General features: G+C 44.0%; 19 protein-coding genes. 5 read left to right on the top strand and 14 right to left on the bottom strand.

Translation table 11 applies throughout. The features are described from left to right. Positions 1–85 precede the first annotated feature (85 nt). Positions 86–1,117, top strand: a complete 1,032-nt coding sequence (locus FE839_RS05695; protein WP_138359876.1) for an IS630 family transposase — start codon at positions 86–88, stop codon at positions 1,115–1,117. Between the two features lie 218 nt (positions 1,118–1,335). Here the strand turns inward: FE839_RS05695 and FE839_RS05700 are convergent, their stop codons facing one another. From FE839_RS05700 to galF, 13 genes are all read right to left on the bottom strand, one after another. Then, on the bottom strand, positions 1,336–2,370 hold the full coding sequence (locus tag FE839_RS05700; RefSeq protein ID WP_138359877.1) for a cellulase family glycosylhydrolase: 1,035 nt from the start codon (positions 2,368–2,370) through the stop codon (positions 1,336–1,338). After that, complete coding sequence (locus tag FE839_RS05705; RefSeq protein ID WP_171034828.1) at positions 2,367–2,918, bottom strand: acyltransferase; 552 nt, start codon at positions 2,916–2,918, stop codon at positions 2,367–2,369. Before FE839_RS05705 ends, FE839_RS05700 begins: the two co-directional genes overlap by 4 nt. A gap of 66 nt (positions 2,919–2,984) precedes the next feature. Beyond that, on the bottom strand, positions 2,985–4,499 hold the full coding sequence (gene murJ / locus FE839_RS05710) for a murein biosynthesis integral membrane protein MurJ (protein ID WP_138360039.1): 1,515 nt from the start codon (positions 4,497–4,499) through the stop codon (positions 2,985–2,987). 3 nt (positions 4,500–4,502) lie between these two features. Next, positions 4,503–5,675 carry a glycosyltransferase family 4 protein gene (locus FE839_RS05715; RefSeq protein ID WP_138359879.1) on the bottom strand — a complete coding sequence of 391 codons (1,173 nt, stop codon included), beginning with the start codon at positions 5,673–5,675 and terminating at the stop codon, positions 4,503–4,505. Beyond that, complete coding sequence (locus FE839_RS05720; protein ID WP_138359880.1) at positions 5,665–6,927, bottom strand: hypothetical protein; 1,263 nt, start codon at positions 6,925–6,927, stop codon at positions 5,665–5,667. The genes FE839_RS05715 and FE839_RS05720 overlap by 11 nt, the downstream gene beginning before the upstream one ends. A 16-nt stretch (positions 6,928–6,943) precedes the next feature. After that, entirely contained in the window at positions 6,944–8,116 is a 1,173-nt protein-coding gene (locus FE839_RS05725) for a glycosyltransferase (RefSeq protein WP_138359881.1), read from the bottom strand. A gap of 14 nt (positions 8,117–8,130) precedes the next feature. Then, entirely contained in the window at positions 8,131–9,246 is a 1,116-nt protein-coding gene (locus FE839_RS05730) for a glycosyltransferase (RefSeq protein WP_138359882.1), read from the bottom strand. 71 nt (positions 9,247–9,317) lie between these two features. Further along, a complete protein-coding gene (locus tag FE839_RS05735) occupies positions 9,318–11,489 on the bottom strand; it encodes a polysaccharide biosynthesis tyrosine autokinase (protein WP_138359883.1) in 2,172 nt (723 codons plus the stop codon). A gap of 17 nt (positions 11,490–11,506) precedes the next feature. Further along, positions 11,507–11,941, bottom strand: coding sequence for an arsenate reductase/protein-tyrosine-phosphatase family protein (locus tag FE839_RS05740; protein ID WP_277753106.1), 435 nt, complete (start codon positions 11,939–11,941; stop codon positions 11,507–11,509). Further along, positions 11,941–13,080, bottom strand: coding sequence for a polysaccharide export protein (locus FE839_RS05745; protein ID WP_138359885.1), 1,140 nt, complete (start codon positions 13,078–13,080; stop codon positions 11,941–11,943). The genes FE839_RS05740 and FE839_RS05745 overlap by 1 nt, the downstream gene beginning before the upstream one ends. A 74-nt stretch (positions 13,081–13,154) precedes the next feature. Next, complete coding sequence (locus FE839_RS05750) at positions 13,155–14,588, bottom strand: capsule assembly Wzi family protein (RefSeq protein WP_138359886.1); 1,434 nt, start codon at positions 14,586–14,588, stop codon at positions 13,155–13,157. Between the two features lie 1,004 nt (positions 14,589–15,592). Next, a complete protein-coding gene (locus tag FE839_RS05755; RefSeq protein WP_138359887.1) occupies positions 15,593–16,222 on the bottom strand; it encodes a phosphatase PAP2 family protein in 630 nt (209 codons plus the stop codon). A 606-nt stretch (positions 16,223–16,828) separates the two neighbouring features. Continuing rightward, positions 16,829–17,725 carry a UTP--glucose-1-phosphate uridylyltransferase GalF gene (gene galF, locus FE839_RS05760; RefSeq protein ID WP_171034829.1) on the bottom strand — a complete coding sequence of 299 codons (897 nt, stop codon included), beginning with the start codon at positions 17,723–17,725 and terminating at the stop codon, positions 16,829–16,831. Between the two features lie 2,309 nt (positions 17,726–20,034). Between galF and FE839_RS05765 the strand changes: the two genes are divergently transcribed. The 4 genes from FE839_RS05765 to FE839_RS05780 all read left to right on the top strand — a co-directional run bounded on the left by FE839_RS05765 (position 20,035) and on the right by FE839_RS05780 (position 23,590). Next, a complete protein-coding gene (locus FE839_RS05765; RefSeq protein WP_138359889.1) occupies positions 20,035–20,214 on the top strand; it encodes a hypothetical protein in 180 nt (59 codons plus the stop codon). A 2-nt stretch (positions 20,215–20,216) separates the two neighbouring features. Next, the gene (locus FE839_RS05770; RefSeq protein ID WP_138359890.1) at positions 20,217–21,803 is read left to right on the top strand and encodes a TerC family protein; all 1,587 of its coding nucleotides are present in this window, start codon (positions 20,217–20,219) and stop codon (positions 21,801–21,803) included. Between the two features lie 430 nt (positions 21,804–22,233). Then, positions 22,234–22,944, top strand: coding sequence for a DUF2384 domain-containing protein (locus FE839_RS05775; protein ID WP_138359891.1), 711 nt, complete (start codon positions 22,234–22,236; stop codon positions 22,942–22,944). Beyond that, positions 22,937–23,590, top strand: a complete 654-nt coding sequence (locus tag FE839_RS05780) for an RES family NAD+ phosphorylase (RefSeq protein ID WP_138359892.1) — start codon at positions 22,937–22,939, stop codon at positions 23,588–23,590. Before FE839_RS05775 ends, FE839_RS05780 begins: the two co-directional genes overlap by 8 nt. A gap of 218 nt (positions 23,591–23,808) precedes the next feature. Here FE839_RS05780 and asmA read toward each other — a convergent pair whose 3' ends face one another. Next, positions 23,809–25,659, bottom strand: a complete 1,851-nt coding sequence (gene asmA / locus FE839_RS05785; protein ID WP_138359893.1) for an outer membrane assembly protein AsmA — start codon at positions 25,657–25,659, stop codon at positions 23,809–23,811. Positions 25,660–25,684: the final 25 nt, after the last annotated feature.

A 25,684-nucleotide genomic window follows, 5' to 3' on the forward strand; every position in this document is an offset into this window, starting at 1 on the left:
TAGTAGATCACTCAGGGGGAACTCAGTCCGGTTTATGCGATCTGATCAATCGCTGAATATCCCAAATCACCAACCGGACTGAGCGATGCCGATCATAGCACCAATACCCCGTGGCGAACGACGCCTGATGCAGAAAGCTATCCATAAAACTCGCGATAAAAATCATGCCCGCAGGCTAACGGCTATGCTGATGCTTCATCGGGGTGAACGGGTCAGCGATGTTGCCAGAACACTCTGTTGTGCCCGTTCATCCGTTGGTCGCTGGATTAACTGGTTTACGCACTCAGGTATTGAAGGCCTGAAATCCTTACCCGCAGGACGCTCCCGACGCTGGCCGTTCGAGCATATTTGTGCATTGCTGCGTGAGCTCGTTAAGCATTCTCCCGGCGATTTTGGTTATCAGCGTTCCCGCTGGAGTACCGAACTGCTGGCGATAAAAATCCGTGATGTCACCGGTTGTCCGCTACATGCTTCAACCATCCGGCGATGGTTACCTGCTGCCGGACTGGTATGGCGCAGAGCAGCGCCAACACTGCGTATCCGGGACCCGAATAAGGAAGAAAAAATGGCAGCGATTAATGTGGCGTTAGCCAGCTGTAGCACAGAACACCCGGTGTTTTACGAAGATGAAGTGGATATCCACCTCAATCCCAAAATCGGCGCTGACTGGCAGTTACACGGGCAGCAAAAACGCGTTGTCACGCCAGGGCAGAATGAAAAGTACTATCTTGCCGGTGCGCTGCACAGTGGTACGGGCAAAGTCAGCTACGTGGGTGGAAACAGCAAAGGTTCATCATTATTTATCAGTATGTTAAAACATCTGAAGGCGACATACCGGCGGGCAAAAACGATAACGCTCATTGTCGATAACTACATCATCCACAAAAGCCGTGAAACGTTGCGCTGGCTGAAAGCAAACCCAAAGTTCAGAGTGATTTATCAGCCAGTTTACTCGCCGTGGGTCAATCATGTTGAACGGTTGTGGCAGGCGCTTCATGAAACAATAACCCGAAATCACCAGTACCGTTCAATGTGGCAACTGTTGAAAAAGGTTCGTCACTTTATGGATACCGTCAGCCCATTCCCCGGTGGAAAGCATGGGCTGGCTAAAGTGTAGCGGTATTAGGATCAGTTATTTAGTATGGTCATAAATGTGAAAAAAGTATCGGTCAATAACAAAGATTTACATGTCAGGTAGCATGAACTTTCGATGTTGAACACCTTAAACATTCAAGAATATGGAGTTAATGATCATGGATTTATTGGACATGTAGCATGTCATAACTTTCTATTTTAAATAAGCTAAGTTTATTTAACGAAAAGAGACATAAATAATCAATGTGAATGACTCTTAGAGCAATCATATTTTTCAATTACCTCAGCAGACTTCTTCATTGTCATATTATTATTCAAGACTCCAAACCCCTGTTCTGGATCAGCTTGGTTTGTCCCATCATCCTTAAAATCATAAATATATACTCCTGCATAACCTCGTGCTTTAGCTTCACAGATAGCTTTTTTGATATTGATAGCTTGTTCATCATAAGAAACTCCATAACGAGATTTTGCTGTAGTCCAACCAATTTCTGTAATAAAAACAGGCTTATCCTTAAAGTATTTATTTCCTTGAACTAAATTCATAGCGTAGTCTATTTGTTTAGTATAGAAATCAAACCTATCGAATGGAGGTTTGCGATATGTCGTATAGGGGTGAATAGACAATGCATCAGTATAAATAGACATATCTTTAGATAAATAATCTTTTAAATAATCACCTTTGTTTTCAATGCCGATTGCTTTATTAAACGCTGCTGGTGAAAATGAGCTAGTAATAACAAGAGAATGATTATCATTCTTTTTTATAATTGGATAGACAGCTTTGACCAATTTTTTATAGTCAGCAACACTCCCAGGCTTTGTATCACCATCACGGCTATTCCATTCATTCCAAATTTGATAGTATTGCACCCGTCCTTCAAAATGTTTGGTTACAAAATCAACATAATTTCTAAAACCCGCAACAGCATTATTGCTTGTTGGCTTATCACCATTATCATAGAGTTTATTACCATAATCTAAAATCAATAATACACTCAGTCCATTTTTTAATGCATAATCGACCATAAAATCCCAGTTTGATGGGATTTCATATACGCCACGTTTTTTTTCAACGACTTTCCAAGGCACATCTATACGAACAGAACTAAAACCGATTGCTTTGATTTTATTTATTGAGGAAGAAATATCCGACTCTTTTTTTGCATACAGGTGTGCATTTACCCCTACAAAAAAGTCCTGAGCAAAAGTTAAGGCTGGAGACAAAACCATACAGAATAACAATACATTAAAAAGATGCTTAATATTTTTCATAGTATCCTCTTAAGAATTTTGCAAGGATTTCCAGCATAAACTGCGAATGCTTCAAGATTTTTATTGACTACAGAATTACCGCCAATTACAACATGCTCATTGATAGTACTTCCTTTAGTAATTATAGTTCCAGCGCCAACCCATACATTTTTTTTTATAAGAATTGGTTTTACTGAATATCCCTGATACCTAATATCTTTACTTCGATCAGAAAAATTATGATCTGAATCAAAACAGCACACATTATGACCAAATAGACAATTATCACCAATGACAATACTAGAATGCGAAACTATATTAACATTTTTATTAAAAAAAACACCATTCCCGATTATAATTGAACCATTGGAACTAATAAATGAAGAATTTCTAGAAATATAAACCCTATCTCGTTCACTTTTAAATTCTATATAACCATTTCCTACAATTTTTATATTTGCAAAAGGTGAAATATAAACTTTAAATGGATTAATTTTCAACCTTCCTCTGTAGCGAACTTGTAAAAAGCAACATTTTAAAAAAGAAATCAAATATTTTACTAATTTCAAGTAGCACCTCATAAATATTATATAAACCTAAATGCCATTCACTATTTACGATTTACGATTTACGATTTACGATTTACGATTTATTTTCGCAATAACACCGGATAAAACATTTAATAATACATCCCTGTACTCTTTAAAGAAGATGATCCAAAAAAATAAAAAAACAAACATACATATACCGTTAATCAATAACTTAAATAGTATGTCAACTTGGCTTTCAACATCGAAATACCCTCCCATAATATAATAAACTATTACATATATAACAATCCCAGTCAAATATATAATTGTAGGTTTTATAATATCCTTTAATATACCTATATAACATGCACTTAATATAAAAACGACAAATCCATTAAGTGATGCACCAATACCAATACCAAACGCCCCCAAATGTCGAAATACAAGCAAATTCCATAGGATATTAGTCAACACAGATACTGAAATCACAATTAATACTTTTTTGTTTAATAAATGAGCGTTAAGAGCTTTCAAGAATATATAGCCAATAACTTGTGCCCAAAGGCCAATACACATACCTTTGAGATAGTTGGTTGTAATAAATACAGATTTATCATCAAAAGCACCATGCTTAAATAATAGGGTCACGATTTCATTCGAAAAAAAATATATATATAACGAGATTCCCCCGCCGAACACTAACAAAATTCGATAAATATTTTTTAAGTTTATTTTTGTATCTTTAATATTCGAGGCAGACCAATTTGACAAACCAGCAAATGCAACAGGGATGGCAATAAAGAAATTGACTGTATCTGTAATAAACCTTGCATAATCGAGTCCAGAAATAGCATCAATACTAATTAGCGATGATAAAGCTCTTTCCAAAGCAATATTACCCTGCAATATAAACGGTAAAAAAATTAATGGCCGCATTAAATAAGCGAACTCTTTTGCAACGATTTTGATATCACTAAAATTAATTTCTTCAGGAAAAGAGAATAAGTTCTGTCTATTTTTTCGACAAAATGCCCAAGCACAGAATATTATATAACTACCAGTAAATCCCCAAGCTAAGTAAACATAGTTATTTAAGAAATAGGCAAGAAAAACGCCAAATAACATTCCTAAATTTTGAAATATAGCCCTCATCGACATGGGAACAAAATCATCATGTGCCATTGACACATAATTTACTATCGCCGAACAAAGGTAAAATGGAGTACAAATAGCCATGATACTTAAGAGATTTTTGGCTATTAAAGCAGTACTTGGTTTTACTCCTGGTGCAAGAATAGTAATCCAAAAATCCGAATAAAAGACTATAAAAAATGATACAAGAAGTGATATTATAACAAAAAAAAGGTACATTAACCATTTGAATGAGTCAGCTCTATTTTTATCCTCACTTAAATATTTTTTATACAGAGGTATAAATGCTGAGTTAAGTGAATCACTTGTCAAAAAATTAATTGGTACTAATGTACCAGTTTGGGCAATTCGATATGAGGCATTAATTTCACCTGTACCAAAAAATCTAGAAAGACATATTTCTCGCGCAAGACCTAATACTTTTGACAACACATTTCCAGAAAAAAGTTGAAGTATATTTTTTTTCATCACTTATTCTCTATTTATTAATTCCAGATAAGAGGATGTAGAATAAGATAGTTTATTAACTTCATTTATATAGCTAGAGCGTGTTGAATTATTAATATTAGAGATTATTTTTGAGGCTACATTTGCAGCCTTAATATGGTCATCATGTCGAACTTTAAACATATTATTCCCTTCTGCAAAACTTAAATGTTCAGATAGAATAATAGGAAGCCCACTGCATTGAGCCTCTAATACATTTAATGGCAAACCTTCAATTCGCTTAGTTAAAAATAAGAACAAATCAGCCACGCTCAAATAATCAGCAATATTATCTCTAGTTTGATCGCCTACAAAGCAAACAATATCTTTGACATCCAAATCATATGTAAGAGACTTTAGATTATTTTTTGCTGGTCCATCACCAACAACAATATATTTAAGCTTGATATTTTGATTATTCTTTTTTAAAATTTTTAACATCCGTAGGTTATTATCGATTCCTTTTTGCTCATGTAACCTACATACAGACACAATAACAAAAGTATCATCATTAATTCCAAGTTTTGATCTTAACTCATCTCTCTTATTCGGATTAAAATTAAACAACTCATCATCTACTCCATTCTCTATTTTTATAACTTTTTCAAGATCAATAAAATAACTATAGGGTCTACTACTAATACTATGCAATACAGCATCACCTATTGTTACAATATAATCAAACTTCCTGTAATAATATATATCTTTTATTAGCCAAACAGCATTTTTTATACCTTTTAACATTCGCAGTGGAGAGTAACTTTTAAGCTTAGTTTTAAGCTCATCAAGAGATGTTCCATGGGCTTGCATGATAAATTTCGCTTCGGGGAAAATATTTTTATGTTTTAACACAGAGTATCCTGCCGCACTAACACTAATTACAGCATGAATATTTTCACCTCTTTTATTTTCCAAATGTGATGAAATTCTCCTCCACCAATTATAACTATATCTCCCTTGTCTGGTATCTTCAATCTCTATAATATTTATATTACCAGTGTCTTCGACAGTCGTCCCATGTGGGAATTTGGTTGTCAATATTTCAATATCAAGACCTCGTCTTGAAAGACCTTTGCACATGTCCCATGTTACTATCTCCAAGCCACCAGAATTATGCATGGGAAGAGAACGAGCAATAATTATAATCTTATCTTTCATAGCGTTCCTTTTTTGTCATTGTTCGTTTTGATCTTTTATATAAATTCGCAAGAGCAATACCTATAAAGCAAATAAAAAAATCTCGTTCGTACGGCGCATCAACAATACCAAAATATAACAACTCTAAAATCAACAGACTAGAGAAAATAGAATCAGCATTACCCCATACCATATTTTTTGCTCTATTTACTAATAGAATTACACTGATTATTCCTAATAAACCAAAAACTGCAAATGTGTATACATAAAAGCTATCTGCAAATGAAAACTCGCTAACATCGTAATCAGAACCATTATAAAAATATCCCAATGGTGATCCTATACCTCCCATCCCAATACCAAATAAATAACTACCTTTATTAATAATAAAATCAAGTGCTAATGGCCATGTTACAGTCATTCGTGCAAAGATTGTCTCCGCAGTAAATAGCCAAGATCCTGAAGTATGTCCCGAATATACAAACATTCCCCAATAAATATATGATAGCAAGGGTAATCCAATGCCTATAATTAATGGGGGTAGATAAAAATATTTTATTAAGTATCTTTTTCCATTTGAAATAGCAGTCACAACTCCCATAATTAAGAATGCAAAAATTGGCCCCTTAGCAGTTGTTAACAGAAGGAATAAGAGTGTAACTATAAAATATAAAAATTTATAAAATTTACGCTCTGTGAAACAATATAAATATGTTCCTAACGCTAATAACTGAGATGCAACTGACCACGATGCAACAGAAAATCCTGCATATCGACTAACACCGTATGTTGCCCATTCTTTGGCAACATATACCTCCTTGCCACCAATATCAACAGATGTCCCAGCCCATGGGAATGTGATAAATATATTCAAAAGAAGCCCTAAACAACACATTATCCATAGAAATAGAAAATATTTTTTTGATGCGGAATTAAGTAACTCATTACCAAAATATATCGAGAATATAAATGGAATAAATATATAAACAGAAAAAAGAATTTGCTCCATATTTCTCATTGTTATATATGAAACTATGGAGGATATAATTATCATAAAAATTAAAAATAATGTTGGTTTATTTGTTTTTGCGCTCAAAAACAAATACAGAAACACTACAAATAGTAGTAATATTTTCGGAAGATAGAATAAAAATCCAACACCTGCTAAATTAAAGATCCATTTCAATGGTGCATACAATATACTCCACGTTAGATAAACTATAAAAGTAAAACGTGCAATATTAGTACTTATATTTCTTTGCTGAAATGCCATATTGAACCTTTAAATATCATTGCTGCGCATTTATAATATTAATCATTTTTGTAGTTCTTGTGTCATACGTATATTGCTGTGATATTTCTTGGATTTCTTTAAGAGGTACTTGCTTCCCCTCTAATATTTCTTCTATGGCCGTAATAAATTCGTCGATATTACGTCCAACTTTAACATATTTGCGAAAATCTTTTATAGAAAGAAGGTCTACACTAACTACACTTCGTCCTGCAGCAAGATACTCAAAGAATTTCATAGGGAACATATTATCCGTATATTCATTTAAATTATTTGGAAGTAATGCAATATCAAATCCCTTCAAATAATTTGGCAATAAAGAATATGATTTTGCACCTAAAAAATGGATATTATCACATTCTTGTAAAATTGAAACGTTTGTTCCCGGATCTCCCTCACCAACATCACCAATCAAAACTATGTGCCAATTTGGTCTATTCTTAGCTAAGCCATGAAGCAAATTAAAATCAATTTTATAACTACTAATTGCACCAATAAATCCCAGTCGTGGATGTGGTATCAAATCAATATCCTCAGGAACTACTGTGTGTTCATTTAATGCCTTTGAAAAATGATCATAATCTGCAACGTTTGAAAAATAATAAACGTGATCACTCCATTTTTTTCTTGAGTCAAACAAAGTTGGAGATGTAACAAATACAATATCAGCAGATTTAGTTAAATCCTTTTCGGATGCTTCCAAAACGCTAACAGGCATTCCTGGTTGAGCTTTTATTTCATCTACACAGTGGTATACTACATAAGAAAATTTTTTTATATTAATAAATCTTGTGGTTAATGGATTATATGTCCACAAAACCGAATTCTTAAATCCATTAAGTTTAAGCCAAAACATTAGCATACTGCTAAATAGAAACTTATTAAAATATCTTATTACTTTAACATCGTTGAATGGTATTAAAATTGGTGACCACACATAAATATTATCTTTCACCTTCCTTGGGGCTTTTAATCCTTTTATACATCTCTTGATAATTCTTTTAAAGTCTTTTTTATTAATACTTGGTTTTCGTAAACCAAGAGAGTCTATATAAAAGACCTTATACCCCTTTTTTGCTAAATCCGATGCTACATGCTGTTTATTTGTCCAAAAGGGATTATCCCAATCTGCAGTAGATAAAACTACAACCTCTTTGCTTTTCTTTATCATTTTAAATCCAACCATTAGATTAATTTAGAATAGTATTGTTGAAGTAGTTGTGTTTGTTTTTCCAGATTAAATTTATTTTTAACAAAAATATTTGCTTCGTTTCCATATTTGGCAATGTCACTCTCATGATTTATAAAATGAAGCATCCTTTCTGCTAAATCCGAAATATTTCTTTCATTTACTAAAAAACCTGTTTTTCCATCTAATATTGCTTCTGGAATACCAGCATGGTGAGTACCTATTGTCGAAACCCCTGCAGCTGCAGCCTCTAAAATGACTGTAGGTAATCCCTCTGAATCTCCATTTTTAGCAGTAATACTTGGAGCTAACAAGACTGAGGAGGATTGTATTATTTTCATTATATCTTTGTGCTTAACCTCACCAACTAATTCAATATGTCTATTGAGACCTAACAAGTCAATTTTGTTTTTTATATCATTATATAGCGGACCATTACCTACAATTTTTATCTTGAATCCATTTAACTTATTTTCTATTTTTTTTACAGCATCAATAATATCAAGAGTACCTTTCTTCTCAACTAATCTAGCGATATGTAAAAACACACGCTCTTTTTTTATATTTATATTATTGACAGTATTGTCTTCTATTCCAATATAATGAGTTATTAACTTTTTATCTGGAAATCCTGCAGCCAATGCCTTCTCTCGAATAAAATCAGAAACACACAAAAAAAGAGAACCTTCTCTTTTAAGTTGAGCTGTATGAAGTTTATAATTAAGCAATGATGGTGATAACGATGTAATAATTTTTTTTGTTTTAATCGTAACATCAAATCCATGTAAGGTTGTAACTAACGGAATACTTTGCCTTGCTGCAATTGGTAATGCATACACAGCATCAATAGCAAAATGCGCATGCATTATATCTAATTTTTCTAGCCGATCATAACCACATGGTAATGTTGTAACTGCATTAATTATTTCATTTATTTTTTGTGAGTATATTCCATCATCATTAATAACATAATAATTTTTCCTATTTTGTTCCGCAACTATTCGACGACCTACATAAATCACTTCAAAATCTGTAATTTTATCAGCTTGATTTGAGATAAATGCTTCAGAATTTTTAAATAATTGATTTCGGAAAATTGCAAGCTTTTTCATATTATTCACTTATGCGTTTTTAGCACAGGCCATCGACTATATAGCCTGTGCTGACACTAATTAATTATATATCACAGATCTTTATCATCATTATAGGTGTATCCATAATGGTTGTAACCATAGCCATAATAACTACTTGTTTTTTTCACAACACCATTAAGAATACAACCTTTAACCATCACTCCGCTTTGTTCAAAACGTTTAATGCCAACTTCAATTTCCTTGGTTGTATTTTGCTCAAACCTGGCAATCAATAACGTCGTACCAACGTAATGCCCAATAATGGCAGCATCCGTTACAGCTAAAATTGGAGGTGTATCTAATATAACTATATCGTAATTCTCACCAGCCCAAGTTATCAACTCCCCTAATCGACGATGCATTAATAACTCAGCAGGATTTGGAGGAACCACTCCACGAGAAATATAATCAAAGCCAGATGCTGGAATACCCTTTATAGCTTTACTAAACTCAACTTTACCAGATAGAATCTCTGAAAGTCCATTATCGTTATTCAACTTAAATAGTTTGTGCGTATATCCTTTACGCATATCCGTATCAATAAATAGTACTCTCTGTCCTGATTGCGCTATTACCGCTGCAAGGTTAGAACTGACAAACGTTTTTCCCGCATTAGGACTGGCACCGGAAATCATCAGTACATTGTTCCGAGCCTCCATCATGGCAAAATGCAGACTAGTACGCAAACCTCGGATAGCCTCAATCGCTAAATCTGCCGGATTTTCCGCAGCCAAAAAGCTTTGATATTCACTTCCAGTTTTTTTCCTTAAGCGGAGGGATTGTTCACTTTTTTTAGCAAAGGTTTCTGATACAGGTATGCTGGCATAAACGTTAATACCAATCTCTTCCAGCTGTTCTGGGCTTTCAATTCCCCGACGTAAGAATACACGTAGAAAAACTAGTCCTAAAGATACCATCCCCCCCAAAATAATACCGACCAATAAAACTATTACCTTCTTCGGCTTTACTGGTTTTGGTTGAGATACAGCGTTATCAATAATCCTCACATTACCTATCGCACTCGATTTGGCTATATTAAGCTCCTGCTGGCGATTTAAAAGCTGCATATAAACCGCTTGACCGGAATCAACATCCCGGCTTAACTGTAATATATCCTGCTGTGTTTTTGGCATGGTTGAAACACGTTGATTAAGCTTTGCCTTTTCTTCCTGCAAAGTCTGACGTTTCTCCAGTAGAGCCTTATAGGTCGGATGTTCTTTGGTGTATAGTTGCGAAATTTCTGATTCGCGAAACGTCAGTTCATTTAACTGATTATCGACATTCACTATCTGTTCAAGAACCGATTTTGCCTCTAAAGAGAGATCGACTGAATCTTTTTGACGTCGATACTGATTGAGTTTATCTTCTGCAATATCTAAATCATGGCGTACTTTTGGTAACTGTTCGTTAAGAAATTCCAAACTTTTGGCATCTTGAGCTGCCTGACGGGCTACATTTTGGGCCAGATAATTATTACTAATACTATTAAGTATTTTCTCCAGTAACAACGGATCAGGCCCCGTTAATGACAGATTTAAAATCCCGGTATCTTTTCCCTGATCGGCTACAGAAAATACCTTTTGTAAGTCAGAAATAGCCTCCAGTTTACTTAAATAAGATATATTAAATTCGGTTCCTGCTTCTGCCTCAATATTATCAACCTTTAGAGCAATACCATTCCGATCCAGTAATATCCCGACTTCTCCCATCAACTCCTGATCGTTAAAAGTTACGCTGTAATGCTTTTTATCCCTTACTGTCAGTGTCATCTCTGGAGTATCCAGATTGCTATCAGACGGTAAATAGAGCCGAGTGACAGTCAGCCGCCCCGGTTTCTGCCCGGTTAATCGAGCCCAGCCTTTACCAAATAGAGGGAAATAATCCTGTTCTATCCGTGCTTGTAAATTCAGATCATCAACCGTTTTCCCCAAGATCATACGCGACTGCAGCAACGCAATCTCTGGTGCTGACTGCGGCTGACTATCAGGTAGCATTTGGCTAAGACTACTAAGAATTGCATTGCCCTGTTTTTGCTCAACCTGCAATAGCGCGTCTGCTTGATAGATCGGAGTCGCAAATAGCGCATATAGAAGCGCAACAAGCGTAAATAATGCAGTAACGGAGATAATCAGCTTCCGATGATCAATTAACTCACCGATTAGGCGACCTAAATCAATTTCATCCGCCTCTTTCTCGACGGTTCTGTTTTTCACTGATGACATGCAATGATTCCTGATAATTATGCGCCCAACTTCTCGACCCAGCGTAAGCCAGCCTTTTCAATTAACTGATATACCGAAGCAAAGGCTTCATCACTTTTTCGGTACGGATCGGGGATCTCTTTTTGATTTATCCACTGGCCGAACAGCATCGTTTTCCCTCTGGCTTCGGGCGCGATCCGACCGATTTGTTCGAGATGTGATTTTTCCATTACCAGAATCAGATCATACTGTCGAGCCAACGCCGAAGTAAATTGCCGTCCTTTATGCCCGGCTAGAGAGATCCCATGCTTTTCCGCGATCTTTACTGCACTCTCATCAGCGCTATGACCAACCAAAGCACCAGTACCGGCGGAGTCAATTTTCTTGTCTGGCAATGCCCGACGTAAAAAACGTTCACCAATCGGCGAACGACAGATATTACCTGTGCAGACCACTAAAATTGAATCAAACATTAATTCGACCATGTATTAATATAGCGAACGGTTTCGGTCATATCGTGTACGCCAGTGATAGTCGGCACTAACTGCGATATTACACGATTCCAACGCACAAGCGGTGCAGTCGTCACATAAACGATATCATACGGCTGCAGCTGGAATTCAGTCCCTAGAACCATCGCCGAGGCATCCTGGGCATTAAGCTGGTAGATATTGGCAATCTTACCCTGCTTGTCGCCTTTTAACTGACGGATAACAAATACTCCTGTAGCATCGCCGAATGATTGCGACATACCTTCCGCATTGCCCAGAGCTTCTGCCAGGGTCATTCCGCTGCGATCCATCTTAAGTGTGCTCTGTTTACCCACTTCACCCATCACAAAGACTTTCAGGTCATCGTTGCGCGGTACAAATAAAATATCGCCGGGGTACAGGAGATGGTTCTGAGTGAGATCGCCTTTCTGCATAAGTGCATACAGTGAAATTTTGGTATCTTTGCCGTTATGCGTAAGCACCACATTTCGCCAGTCTGCATCCTCAGCTAACCCACCAGCAGCATTAATGGCATCCATGACCGTTAGCGGAATATTTGTTATTGCTTGCTGACCAGATTTAGTAACTTCGCCTGTCACATAGGCTTTCTGAGAACGAAACGCGGCAATGCTAACATCCACCTGCGGGCTTTCAATATAGGTGGTTAAGCGGCTGGCAATTTCCTGGCGAACCTGACTGAGCGTTTTCCCCGCCACCTGGACCTTACCAATATACGGATAGAAAATCGTCCCGTCCGAGTTCACCCAGTTGCCGGTATCGCTGGCACTGCGGTACTGACCCGCTGGCGTGGTCAGTTCCGGGTGATCCCATACGGTGACCATGAGCACATCACCAATACCAATATGGTACTCATAGCTTTTTAGCAGGCTATCTAACTGCGGATTAGAGCGTGCAATCACCGGTTCAGGACGCAGTTGCTCCACAAGCCCCGGTGTCATTGGGTAAACATTCACCAGTTTATCCAGGTCATAATCGCTATCCGGTAGCTCAACCACATTCTTTCGCAGGCTGTTTAACCCCTGGCCCGGCATAATCGTACAACCGGATAAAAACCCTATCGCTAATGCCAATGCAGAAAATCTAACAATTTTTTTCGTCATAATGTCATATCATCAATAAACCAAAAGTTTTTAATCCCCTGACGACAGCAAGTTTTCCCGCCGTTGCGTTAAGGCTATAAATTAAAGGGAATTTCAATCCCGGCGCTCGCACCCACATCATCGCTATCGCTGTTATCTGCATCGGTGTACCAGAGAGACGTATTCAGGCGCACAGATTTATACACATCGCCGCTCCAGCCTAACTGGATCCCTTTGAGGGTATCTGCTTGCGGAAAGGCCTTATTAATCGACTGATTTTTCGGATTCACTTTTACATAAGCCAGACGCGCACTCCAGCGCTGGTTTTCTTCGGTGACCAGTTCAACTTTACCGGCGAAGAGCTGACCATCACCGCCCATCGCATCCCCGAGTGAATAACCTTGCTGATAGTAACCATCTTTATAGATATGGTGCGTATAACTATAGTTGGTCCGGCTCATATTGGTACGCGTATCATGGGCTTCCACATACCAGTTCACCGCATCCTTGCCCCAGCTATGGTGCCCTTCCACGCCGCCAAGGAACATATTCGCGGATGGCAAATACCCAGCCTCGTCTTCACCGATCATCTGACCGTAGAAACTGACCGGCCATCCCAGGGTTGGCTCTAACTTAAATTTAAAATCAAAACCTGCAAGCTGGTTACCCGGTTCATTATCCGTCCCGGTATTATCATGACCAGCGAAACCATCCCAGAAACTGCTTAATGACTCCGGTCTTCCCTCTCCACCCCACTGCATAATGCGCGATGCGCCCAGCTCTAATGACTGGAACGGCGCAAAGGTCAGACGCCCGCCGATAATCTTGGTGTGCGGCACGGCGGTATATTGATTCATCTGGCTGGCGGAAATCTGATACTGCCACGGACCAATCCAGCGCAGCCACCAGGTTTCCGGCGCGGCCTGCTCGGCGCGCTGCATTAAAAAACCGGTCATCGGACGAGCGGCATCCCCACGAATCAGGCTGCCTTCATAACCCGGCCCCCACCACTGCGGCATCTGGCCGAAGGAGAGCCACTGGTTCCACAGCTTCACCGCGCCATAAGCGCCGTTAGCGTTAAAACGTGAGCCGTTGCTGATCCGTTCGTCGCCTTCAACATTCCCCTGCAGGTGAACATCCCACCATTCGCCACTGTTATTAAAGGCTAGTGACAAAGAGCTATCGGCAGGCTGGTTCTGACCAAATCCCTGCGGCGTGCCCGGCTTATCGGTTGAGGTATAACCGCTTACGCGAAAATCCGCTTTTAAAGCATCGAGACGTTGGTTGATTCGCGCCAGAACAATCTGTTCAGAAGAGTAGGACGGTTTTGCTTTTTTTAGCGCCCGGTTAATCTCTTCCTGGCTCAGCGGCCAGGTGGACAGGCTGAGGTGAATAACGCCACGATCGGAGAGCCATGCCAGGTCGTTACGCAGCTCGTTGTCATTCAATACCAGGCCGGAGGCCCAGGCAAGTGAGCTGGTAGACGCAAGCAGTCCCAGAGCCAGTGCGATTCGCGTAATTTTTATCATTGAACAAGATCCATTTAAGCCCCGTTTCCGCAAGCCGATACAACAAGGGAAACACTGATAGACGCAGCGCTCTCTTGCGCCACCCCTGCTAAGTTCATGCGACAAATTTTGTTATGGCGGCAGCAAACTCAGACATGGACGCCATCCAGGGATCATGCCTGCTCCGCTTTATAGCAGCGAGCGTGCCGTACATAAATGTAAGCGAAATTATCATTAAAGGCCATTCCATAGCAGAGCGCGCACAAAGATTTCTCCCGCATGCGTTATGCCAGTCAACAGCGGGCCTGCTGACAAAGGCGTTAGTATATACAGCTTGTGGGGATAATCACCTGTGGGGGACGACTTTAAGAATTTTGTTCGCATGAGATGAGTGTAACAACAAACGGCAAAGCCCAGTCAGCAGGTACGCTACCGCCCGTGGCTTAACAGCTACCAATGCACTGTACTTCTTCGTTCATTTAATTCCGTTTAAATTCAACCGATCGCGTCAGCGAATCGGCAATTAATACAGCAAGGTAATCAATTTTTCGGCAATAAGTTTACGAGATTCTGCCGTCAATTGGGAGTGTAATTTTGATTATTTACTCCCATGCAGCCGGCATAAGCAAAGGGTCTCATAACAATATTGTTTGCCGTCAAATACCTATAAACACATTCTAACCATCATCGCTTAAAAAATCGCAACAGCATGATTTTACTATCTTTTTTCCACATTAATTGTGTTGATTTACTTGCAAATTAATTATAATTAGTCAACTACAAGATTTAATAGTAAAAACAATTATATCCAACTGTTGTTTTCATTAATAAATTCGATATCTGGCCTGACACATTATTTAGGATACATCCTGGTTGATTATCATTATGCTAATTGTTGCGCACAATGTCATATCATCAATCTATTTCATGAATATGAAATGCGATACCGCCGCACGCCCCGCCATAGAAGGGCTCCATTCATACGGTGTGGAGAAGCGTACTCCCCACACCGTTGTCCGTTTCTGTCAGTAAAAACGCTTATGCAGATCGGCTCGGGTAAAGGGTTTGTCCAGCGGGCCGATCTTAACCGCAATCTCCGCTAATAAAGACTGCGTTGGCGCTTTTGCTCCGGTGTTCAACAGCAACACAGGAATGATCAGCACGCTTGCCAGGCTTCCCCACGACAGAGGCGCGGTATGTACGCCACTGGCACGCAATTGCAGCCCCAGGAACAAGGCGCTTCCTGCCGCGCCTAACAGTAAACCGGCAACCACTTCCGAGGGTGAATGGGCATGAATGATTAATCGTGAGTAACCCACCAACCCGGCTAAGGCATAACCAAACAAAACCGAAAAAAGACGCACAACGGGTACAGCGCGTGAAGACAGCAGCCATAAAAGAATGGGCCAGAAAGCGGAGGATAATGCCGTGTGCCCGCTAAAACCGGTGAAATCCAGCTCGCGGTTCCCTATTCCCCACCCCATAAAGGCCAGTTTTGATGCGCAAACTATTGCGCCAGTAATGCCAAACACCAGCGCCCACTGCCAGGCCACTGACGTTGAATCCCTGCGCAATAAAAGGACGATAAACAACACGGCCGCACTGGGTAACAGCACGGTACTATCGCCAAAAAAAGTGACAAGCTGCCAGTTCATTTACTTTTCATCCTTTGACGATCTCTCCTGTCCGTAATGTCTATACTGCGACGTCAGTCCGGGCATACACATCCATGAACTTCACATTATTGTGCATACCTTATCCGTTGTTTAATGTGCATACATGATCTCAGTCAAGTTTTATTTTGCTACCGCATGCGATTCAGGACTTATTTTTTAAGATAAATCCTGGTAAGTGGTTATCAGCAAAGATTAAATTCAGCTAGTCCGACCATTCCATCATGAGGCGCTCTTTTTGACTACCAGAAACCTCCGAACGTTTTCCGCCTTGCCAGGGCGATACAACATAACAGAATGAATGTAACCCATTGTTTTACATTGCTAATTTATTAAGGAAAATTGTCACAGCCATTCAGGCAAATATACGGATTCGCGCCGCGGTTTATTAACAAACCGCGGCAACCGTTGATGTTTATATAGCCGTCATACTGCCCGTATCCTGAGCGTGGACAATAACCCGGCCCGTCTCAGGGCTTCGCTTTTTGAGCAAACACAAAAACTGAGCAAAAACGCCTGACGCATTTTTTCCCTGTAACGCAAATTATTCAGGGTATCCGTATACGCCTGAAAACGCCGGGTACAAAATTACGCTAATAGCTTTTTAATACTCTCACGGAATTTTGCCCCTTCTTTATGGTTACGCAGTCCGTAGTTTACAAAGGCCTGCATATAACCCATTTTTTTACCGCAGTCATAGCTGTCGCCGGTCATCAACATGGCATCGACCGCCTGCTTTTTCGCCAGTTCGGCGATGGCGTCGGTTAACTGAATACGGCCCCAGGCGCCCGGTTGAGTCCGTTCCAGCTCCGGCCATATATCAGCGGACAGCACATAACGGCCAACCGCCATCAGATCGGAATTCAGGGTCTGCGGTTCATCAGGTTTTTCAATAAACTCAATAATGCGCGCAACCTGGCCTTCGGACTCCAGCGCATCTTTGGTCTGAATCACAGAGTATTCGGAAAGGTCGCCATCCATACGTTTTGCCAGCACCTGGCTGCGGCCCGTTTCGTTAAAACGCGCCACCATTGCGGCGAGGTTGTAGCGCAGCGGATCGGCGCTGGCGTCATCAAGGATGACATCCGGCAATACCACGATAAACGGATTGTCGCCGACGATCGGGCGGGCGCAAAGGATTGAATGGCCTAAACCAAGCGGCTGCCCCTGGCGCACGTTCATTATGGTGACGCCCGGCGGGCAGATGGCCTGCACTTCCGCCAGCAACTGGCGTTTTACGCGTTGCTCAAGCAGCGCTTCCAGTTCATAAGAGGTGTCAAAATGGTTTTCCACGGCATTCTTGGAAGAATGGGTCACCAGTACAATTTCTTTAATACCAGCAGCGACAATTTCATCAACGATGTACTGCACCATCGGTTTGTCGACAATTGGCAGCATCTCTTTTGGAATGGCCTTGGTGGCAGGCAACATATGCATCCCTAACCCTGCAACCGGTATAACTGCTTTCAAACTCACCATTATCATTCCCACCCATATGGTTATTAATCTATCAATTCCTGTCAGATTATTGTATCACTGGCATTTATCTATGATGATACACGGTTGATCACTCCCCTACTGTCAGTCAAATTCTGAAATTACAGATTAGTACTTAAGAATAGGCACAAAACTCGCAGATCAGTAGCCAGATTTGAGAAAATTCTTATGTGCATTCAATCAACCGCATTCCTCAATAATTACAACAGGTTATAATTTTACCGTGTAATTTTAACGTATAAGATATAACGATAATACATATCTTTTGTCCCTCATTACGCTTTTGACACATGGCTATCTTGCAATATGAACCCGTGCAGGATAAGAGACCACTCATTAACCTCTGGTCAGGCAGAATAATCACTGATATTTATCATTTCATGATAAAATGCGCAAAATTAAGCCAGACTTGATGCATTTTACGCTCACTACGCGTTCTTCAATTTCGCTCGCTGAACACCCGGCTATAGTCATCCGCTCAGATATTCATCACGCCTGGTGACTTTATCTTGTTGTGTCTATTTTTTAGATACACAAAATTAACCTCTGTTTTTTTTGCCATTTATATTGCCACATTATGATTTTGAGAATCCCATAAATATCGGGCTCCCCACCTTCAAGCGGCTGAGGCCCCGTAGCCCCGGTAAGCGTAGCGCCACCGGGGGATAACAAGCCCATTTAGCTATCATGCCCGCATTTTTGCCGGGTGGCGGCTGACACCTTACCCGGCCTACTCACTGTCAGTCTTTCAGATGTGGCAGATATTTCCCCCGGTTTTTATCATCTTCAGCGGCCAGACAGTTCCAGGTTTCCTGCGGGCTCACCGCCGGGGGGTTGGGCGCATCAGGGAAACCTGGCGGGAACGCAGGCGCGCATCCAGGACTGGCCGCCAGGACGGCGGCAAGAGGCTGAGTCGCGGCAAGGATGCCGCGTCTCAGCCGGTCCGCCAGATGAAGCCGGAGTGGAGCGGACCGCGCAGCGGCAGGTTTCCAGCGCAATGCCGGGGGTGCAGGGGGACGGGCGAAACGTCCCCCTGCCCGTTCACACGCAAGGGTCAGAAAAACTATCTGCGTATTCACAGTGAACGGAACAGCCCGCTGAACCGGAATGTGAAGCAGGTTTGAGCGTGATGCCGAATCTGTATGAAATTATTGTGCCCGCATTTTTACCGGGTGGCGGCTACGCCTTACCCGGCCTACTCACTGTCAGTCTTTCAGGTGAGGCAGGTATTTTCCCCAGTTTTTTATCACCCTCAGCGGCCAGGCAGTTGCCGGTTTACTGCGGGCTCACCGCCGGGGGGTTGGGCGCATCAGGGAAACCTGGCGGGAACGCAGGCGCGCATCCAGGACTGGCCGCCAGGACGGCGGCCAGAGGGCGGGTCGAGACAGGGACGTCGAGTCCCGCCCGGTCCGCCAGATGAAGCCGGAGTGGAGCGGACCGCGCAGCGGCAGGTTTTCAGCGCCATGCCGGGGGTGCAGGGGGACGGGCGAAACGTCCCCCTGCCCGTTCACTCGCAAGGATCAGAAAAACTATCTCCGTATTCACCGTGAACGGAACAGCCCACGGAACCAGAATGTGAAGCAGGTTTGAGCGTGATGCCGAATCTGCATGAAATTATTGTGCCCGCATTTTTGCCGGGTGGCGGCTACGCCTTACCCGGCCTACTCACGGTCTACCGTCGCCCGTGAATGGGTGAGTTTTGTGCTTTCAGCAGAGTATTCGTCGCTGATTAAAGAAACAGTTTTTTATCATCTTCAGCGGTCAGGCAGTTGCCGGTTTACTGCGGGCTCACCGCCGGGGGGTTGGGCGCATCAGGGAAACCTGGCGGGAACGCAGGCGCGCATCCAGGACTGGCCGCCAGGACGGCGGCCAGAGGGCGTGTCGAGACAAGGCCGTCGAGTCGCGCCCGGTCCGCCAGATGAAGCCGGAGTGGAGCGGACCGCGCAGCGGCAGGTTTTCAGCGCCATGCCGGGGGTGCAGGGGGACGGGCGAAACGTCCCCCTGCCCGTTCACTCGCAAGGGTCAGAAAAACTATCTCCGTATTCACAGTGAACGGAACAGTCTACGGGACCGGAATGTGAGGCGCTTGCACAGCACCACCAGGGAGATAACAGGCCGGTTTTCGCTACCATGCCCGCATTCCTGTCAGGTAGTAGCTGACGCCTTACCTGGCCTGAAACTGGCGGTGAACGGAACAACCCACTGAATCAAATGGGTAAAAACGAAAAATGCGCCATCTTTGCCATAACCGCCAAAATAGCGATTGCCATTGACCAATCAAACAAACGACAACACCGATGGCGCGTGTAACCGATCGGCATCAGCCAGATGCCCATCATTCAGCAATCAATCTGCACAATTATCGCAATGGCGATTCCTCACCTGATGCACCGGAGAAGGCAGAAAACATTGCATTTCATCCCTGGCTTATTCATGATCGATTGATGGTACTTTTAGGTTGTAAAGGTTTTAACTGATTATGGAATGGATTGCCGACCCCTCAATCTGGGCAGGTCTCATAACGCTCGTCGTCATCGAACTGGTACTCGGTATTGATAACCTGGTCTTTATCGCCATTCTCGCGGAAAAACTCCCCCCTGCGCAGCGCGACCGGGCACGGATAACCGGCCTGCTACTGGCAATGGTGATGCGCCTGCTGCTGCTGGCATCTATCTCCTGGCTGGTCACGCTCACCAAACCGCTGTTGACCTGGCATGATTTGAGCTTTAGCGCCCGGGATCTGATCATGCTGTTCGGCGGTTTATTCCTGCTGTTCAAAGCGACGGTTGAGCTTAACGAGCGGCTGGAAGGGAAGGACAGCGATAACCCCACCCAGCGCAGAGGGGCGAAATTCTGGGGCGTGGTCGCGCAAATCGTGGTGCTTGACGCCATTTTCTCACTCGACTCGGTGATTACCGCCGTCGGCATGGTTGACCATCTGGCGGTGATGATGGCCGCGGTGATCATTGCCATTAGCCTGATGCTGATGGCCAGCAAAGCCCTCACCCGCTTTGTGAACAGTCACCCGACGATCGTTATTCTCTGTCTGAGTTTCCTGTTAATGATTGGCTTTAGCCTGATAGCCGAAGGCTTTGGCTTCCCGATTCCAAAAGGATACCTGTACGCGGCAATCGGCTTCTCGGTGATGATTGAATCCTTTAACCAACTGGCGATTTTCAACCGCCGTCGCTTTCTTTCCGCCAATATGACGCTGCGGCAAAGAACTACCGAAGCGGTGATGAATCTGTTAAGCGGACGTAAGGACAATAATGAGCTGGACAGCGACAGCGCCTCGCTGGTTGCGGAGCATGACGACACCCCGCTGTTTAACCCTCAGGAACGGCGGATGATTGAGCGGGTACTGAATCTCAATCAACGTACGGTCAGCAGCATCATGACCTCGCGTCATGATATTGAACACATTAACCTCAGCGCCCCGGAAGAAGAGATCCGCGCCCTGCTGGATAAAAATCAGCATACCCGTCTGGTGGTCACCGGCGGTAATGACGATGATGATATGCTCGGCGTCGTGCATATTATCGACCTGCTGCAGCAGTCGCTCCATAACCAGCCGCTTAATCTCAAGGCTCTGATTCGTCAGCCGCTGGTATTCCCGGAAACGCTGCCGCTGCTGCCGGCGCTGGAGCAGTTCCGCAACGCCAGAACCCACTTTGCCTTTGTCGTCGATGAATTTGGCTCCGTTGAGGGAATTGTGACCCTCAGCGACGTGATGGAAACCATCGCCGGTAATATGCCTAATGAAGCGGAAGAGATTGATGCCCGCCATGATATTCACAGCAACAGCGACGGCAGTTGGACGGTCAATGGCCATATGCCGCTGGAGGATTTAGTTCAGTACGTTCCTCTGCCGCTGGATGAGAAACGCGAGTACCACACGGTTGCCGGTCTGCTGATGGAGTATCTGCAGCATGTCCCGCAGGAGGGTGAAGAGGTGGTAATTGACGGATATGTTCTGCGCACGTTGCAGGTTGAAAGCCATCGGGTGCAAAAAGTCCAGATAGTCCCGCCGGTGCAGGAAGAAGCAGAACTGGATTATGATGTGTAATGCCGCCGGAGAGGCAGCGTAAGAATCTTGCGGGCGACGGCGGGTGGCAAACCTGTTTTAGCTATTGTGCCAGTCTGATTGCGCCGGGCGGCGGCTGACGCCTTGCCCGGCCTACAAAAGCGACGATCTCAATGTTCTGCCGATTTACCGCAGGCCCGCGCAAGCGGGTAGTGTAAACCCACCACACTTTGCCAAAAAATCGATAATCCGATGTAACAGAACCTTCTGCACATGGCGTACTAGCGGAATATCGAATATATTGTATATATACTCGTCATACTCCAGGTTGCTTATGTATTGGTTTCGCTCATTCGCCCCAGTCACATTGCTATCTATGCTCCCGGGGACTCACTCCCTTACCATCTTTAAGCAACTCGAATTATTTAGGGTATATACGATATATGGTTAAGCTACGGCGAGGAATCAGATCATGATCACACGAGGCAAAGACGCTGATTTTGAAATCATTGCAGTCCCGAAAGGCAATATTTCGTATGTTAAGACTCATGACGGGCATGCCGACGTTACTATTACGGTGCCGGATCTTCATGATGGACAGGAAGACCGGTACTATGTACTGAAACACCCCCCATCAATTAATGACGTCGCCTTTAAAATTGCACTTGAAGCCGCTATCCATGCGGTAACAGGGTTGAGCCAACTTCCCACGACTGCACAAAACAAAACGGCTTCGGCACAGGCTAAGGCCAAAGGCAGACAAAAGAACGCAGGCACAACTAATACAGAACGTCTGGAGAAACTTAAAAAGAACATCCTGGATGATAGCGAATGGCTCCCTGCTCAGGAAGTTTCACGCCGGGGAGGGGCCAGCGCCAGTGTGAAAAACCCCAGTGGGTTACCCAATCGCTGGAAACGGACAGGAAAGATTTTCGCCATAACATCGGAAGGGAGGGACCTGTATCCAGCATATGCGCTGGATATTGGCGGGCAGCCCCTGCCACAGATGAGAAAGATTATAGCGCTGTTCGGGGAAACAAAAACAGCCTGGTCGCTGGCCGTTTGGTTTGGCACCCCTAACAGTTGGTTGGGTAATAAAAAACCCAAAGATCTCCTGATCTCAGCACCAGAGCAGGTATTGGAAGCCGCATTAAGGGCTAAGGAAGGGCCTGTTCATGGTTAAAAAAATCAACCCCCCCAGAGAAACTGATAATCTTTCGACCAGGCTGACAACCTGGCCAAAAGGAAAAACCATTGAGCGAATCCATTCATCACAGTTTGGCGCGACAGAGTTTAATCCAGGAAAAGGGAAAGGCAGGTTCAGCCCAATCATTAAAAGCGAAGGCAGCAACATCTCTACATTATATGGTGGGGAAACCCTGCCTGTCGCCCTAATGGAAACGGTGTTACACGATCTCCCCATTCCCTGCGAAGACGCGCCTGTGGAGCTGTCCACTCTCGACAACCTTGCCCGAAGCCAGATTTCCGCCAAAAAAGATATTCAACTTGTTGACCTCAATCCCCGGTTTATAAAGAGAGTTGGCATCACGCAGGGCGATTTACTCGGGTCCTCCGCGGATAATTACCCGGAAACGCGTAAATGGGCCGAAAAAATCCATAATGATAATCCTGAGGCCCACGGAATCCAGTGGCCTTCTAAACAGCATGGCGATAAAGCCATTATGTTGTTTGGAGATCGCGTAGATATTCGCGATCTCGACGTGACTGTCGATTCCGAACCGGCCTCAATATCAACAGACGTTAATAACGAACTCACAGCTCTGGCCGAAGAAATGGCTCTGGTGCTGATCCCCAAGGCGTTGGTATAGAGAAGACATCTCTACCAAAGAATCAGATTGCCGACAAACTGCGCTTGCCCGGCCTACAAATAACCGAGCCTGATGTTGCTACCGTGCCCGTATGTTGCCGGGCGGCGGCTAACGCCTTGCCCGGCCTACAAATCACCGGGCCTGATGTTGCTTCCGTGCTCAACTGGCTGCCGGGCGGCAGCTGGCGCCTTGCCCGGCCTACAAATAACCGGGCCTGATCACAGCTTATCCAGCAGCTTCTTCACATCCTTGCTGTCCTGGCTGTTTTTATTGCGTTCAACCCACTCGTTAAGCCGCTTTTTCGCTTCATCCTGCAGCTGTTTACGCAGAATCTGGTCAACCTGCAGATTGTAGCTCAGCGCCTGCCAGCTACCATAAATACGCAGCGGGATTGCGGTCTGTTTGAGCCGGTCAATCAGGCTGCTATCCCCTTTCCAGCCGCTCAGCACCCGCACGTTGAAGCGCATATCGCACGCTTCTTTCAGCAGGTTAAGCTCTCCCTGACCGGTCAACGCCAGCAGCGCGGATTGCCCCTGCATATGACTTAAGGTGGCAATACCGTTCGCCAGCCCCAGCGACGTGCTGAAGGAATCAAGCCGGGTGGCGCTATCACCGTTGCTCTCCTGCGCCTGGACATTAGTGCTGCGCACGACGGCCTGCTGCACCAGTTGCTGGAAGTTGAGCCCTTCCGCGCGCGTATCCGTCAGCTGAATTTGCGCCTGTCCCCGCCAGTTGCGACGGAAATCGTCGGCATCAATCTTTTCGCCGGAGAACTCGCCGCTCATAGACAGCTTGCCGGTAAGGTTTAACGAATAGTTAAAGGCTTGCAGAATCGAACTAATCTCAACGTTGTCCAGCTGCGGCTGAAACGACGCTTGCGACGTCCCGCCGCGGGCATCCAGAGAACCGGGCAACGACAGCCGTCCGCCATTCAGATTCCCCTGCAACTGCGCAATGGTCAGCAGCCCCTGCTGATTGCGGATATCGCTATTAACCTGGGTAAAATGCATGCCCCGCCACTGCACCTGGTCAGCCGTCAGACTCATGCGGGCATTAAAACCGCGCAGGGCGTTATAATCCTTCTGCATGCCGCTATCCGCGATCACCGGACGTAACGGCCTGCTCAGACTCTGCCCCTCCTGATTAACGCCGTTATCGCGGGCCGATGGGGCATGAATAAGGAGACGGTCAAGGTTCAACGTGCCCGCCCGCAGATTCAGCGTCCAGTCGGGCAGATCCTCCAGCACGACGCTGGCGCTTCCGGCAAGCGTGCTGCCGTTAGCCGATAAATTTAGCTTATCGAAGCTAAGCTTTTTGGCCTCATCAAGCCAGCTAACCTGCATGCTGCCCTGGCCGCTAATTCCTTCGTCAGGCAGTTCGGCCCCACGCAGTTGCCAGCTAAGCTGTGAAATATCCGCTTTCAGAGAGTGGGGATAATCGCCGCCCTGAACCTGTGCGGATAAAGAAAGCGCCAGATCCCGCTGATCGCGGTTAATCCGCCCGGAAAATTCAAGCGCGGCGCGATGATTTTCATCCTGTTCCATCTGCAGATGGATATCGCGCACCGTGACCTGCTCGCCATCTTCATGCTGGAAGAAGAGCACGCTATCGACAATCTGCAATTGTCGAACATCATACGACCAGCCGCGATCCCCGGACACCTGCGGCAGCGTATTATCATGCGGCACCACCGGCGCATTCTGACTACGCACGGCTGCGGTTTTCGAGGTCAACTGGATAACCGCGCCTTTCAGCAGCACCTGCTTTACCTGCAGCTGATGGGTAATCAGCGGCAACAGCGCAACGTCAAGGCGCATATTATCGGCGCGGACGATCGGCTCATCGGCACCTGGCGCAGTCAGCGTCATACGGCCTGAGAGAATACTGAGCTGCGGCCAGACGTGCCAGCGCAGCGGGCCATCAAGCGCCAGCTGATAGCCGCTACGATCCGCCACCTCTTTAACCATATAGGAGCGAAAATCATTGGGGTTAACCAGTAATACCAGCGCGGTAAGACCGGCGACAACCACCGTCAGCAAGATCATCAGCGTGGTCAGAATTCGTCTCATGACATCCTCAGCAAACCACTTAAAT

This window comes from Klebsiella indica, assembly GCF_005860775.1.
Lineage (GTDB): Bacteria > Pseudomonadota > Gammaproteobacteria > Enterobacterales > Enterobacteriaceae > Klebsiella > Klebsiella indica.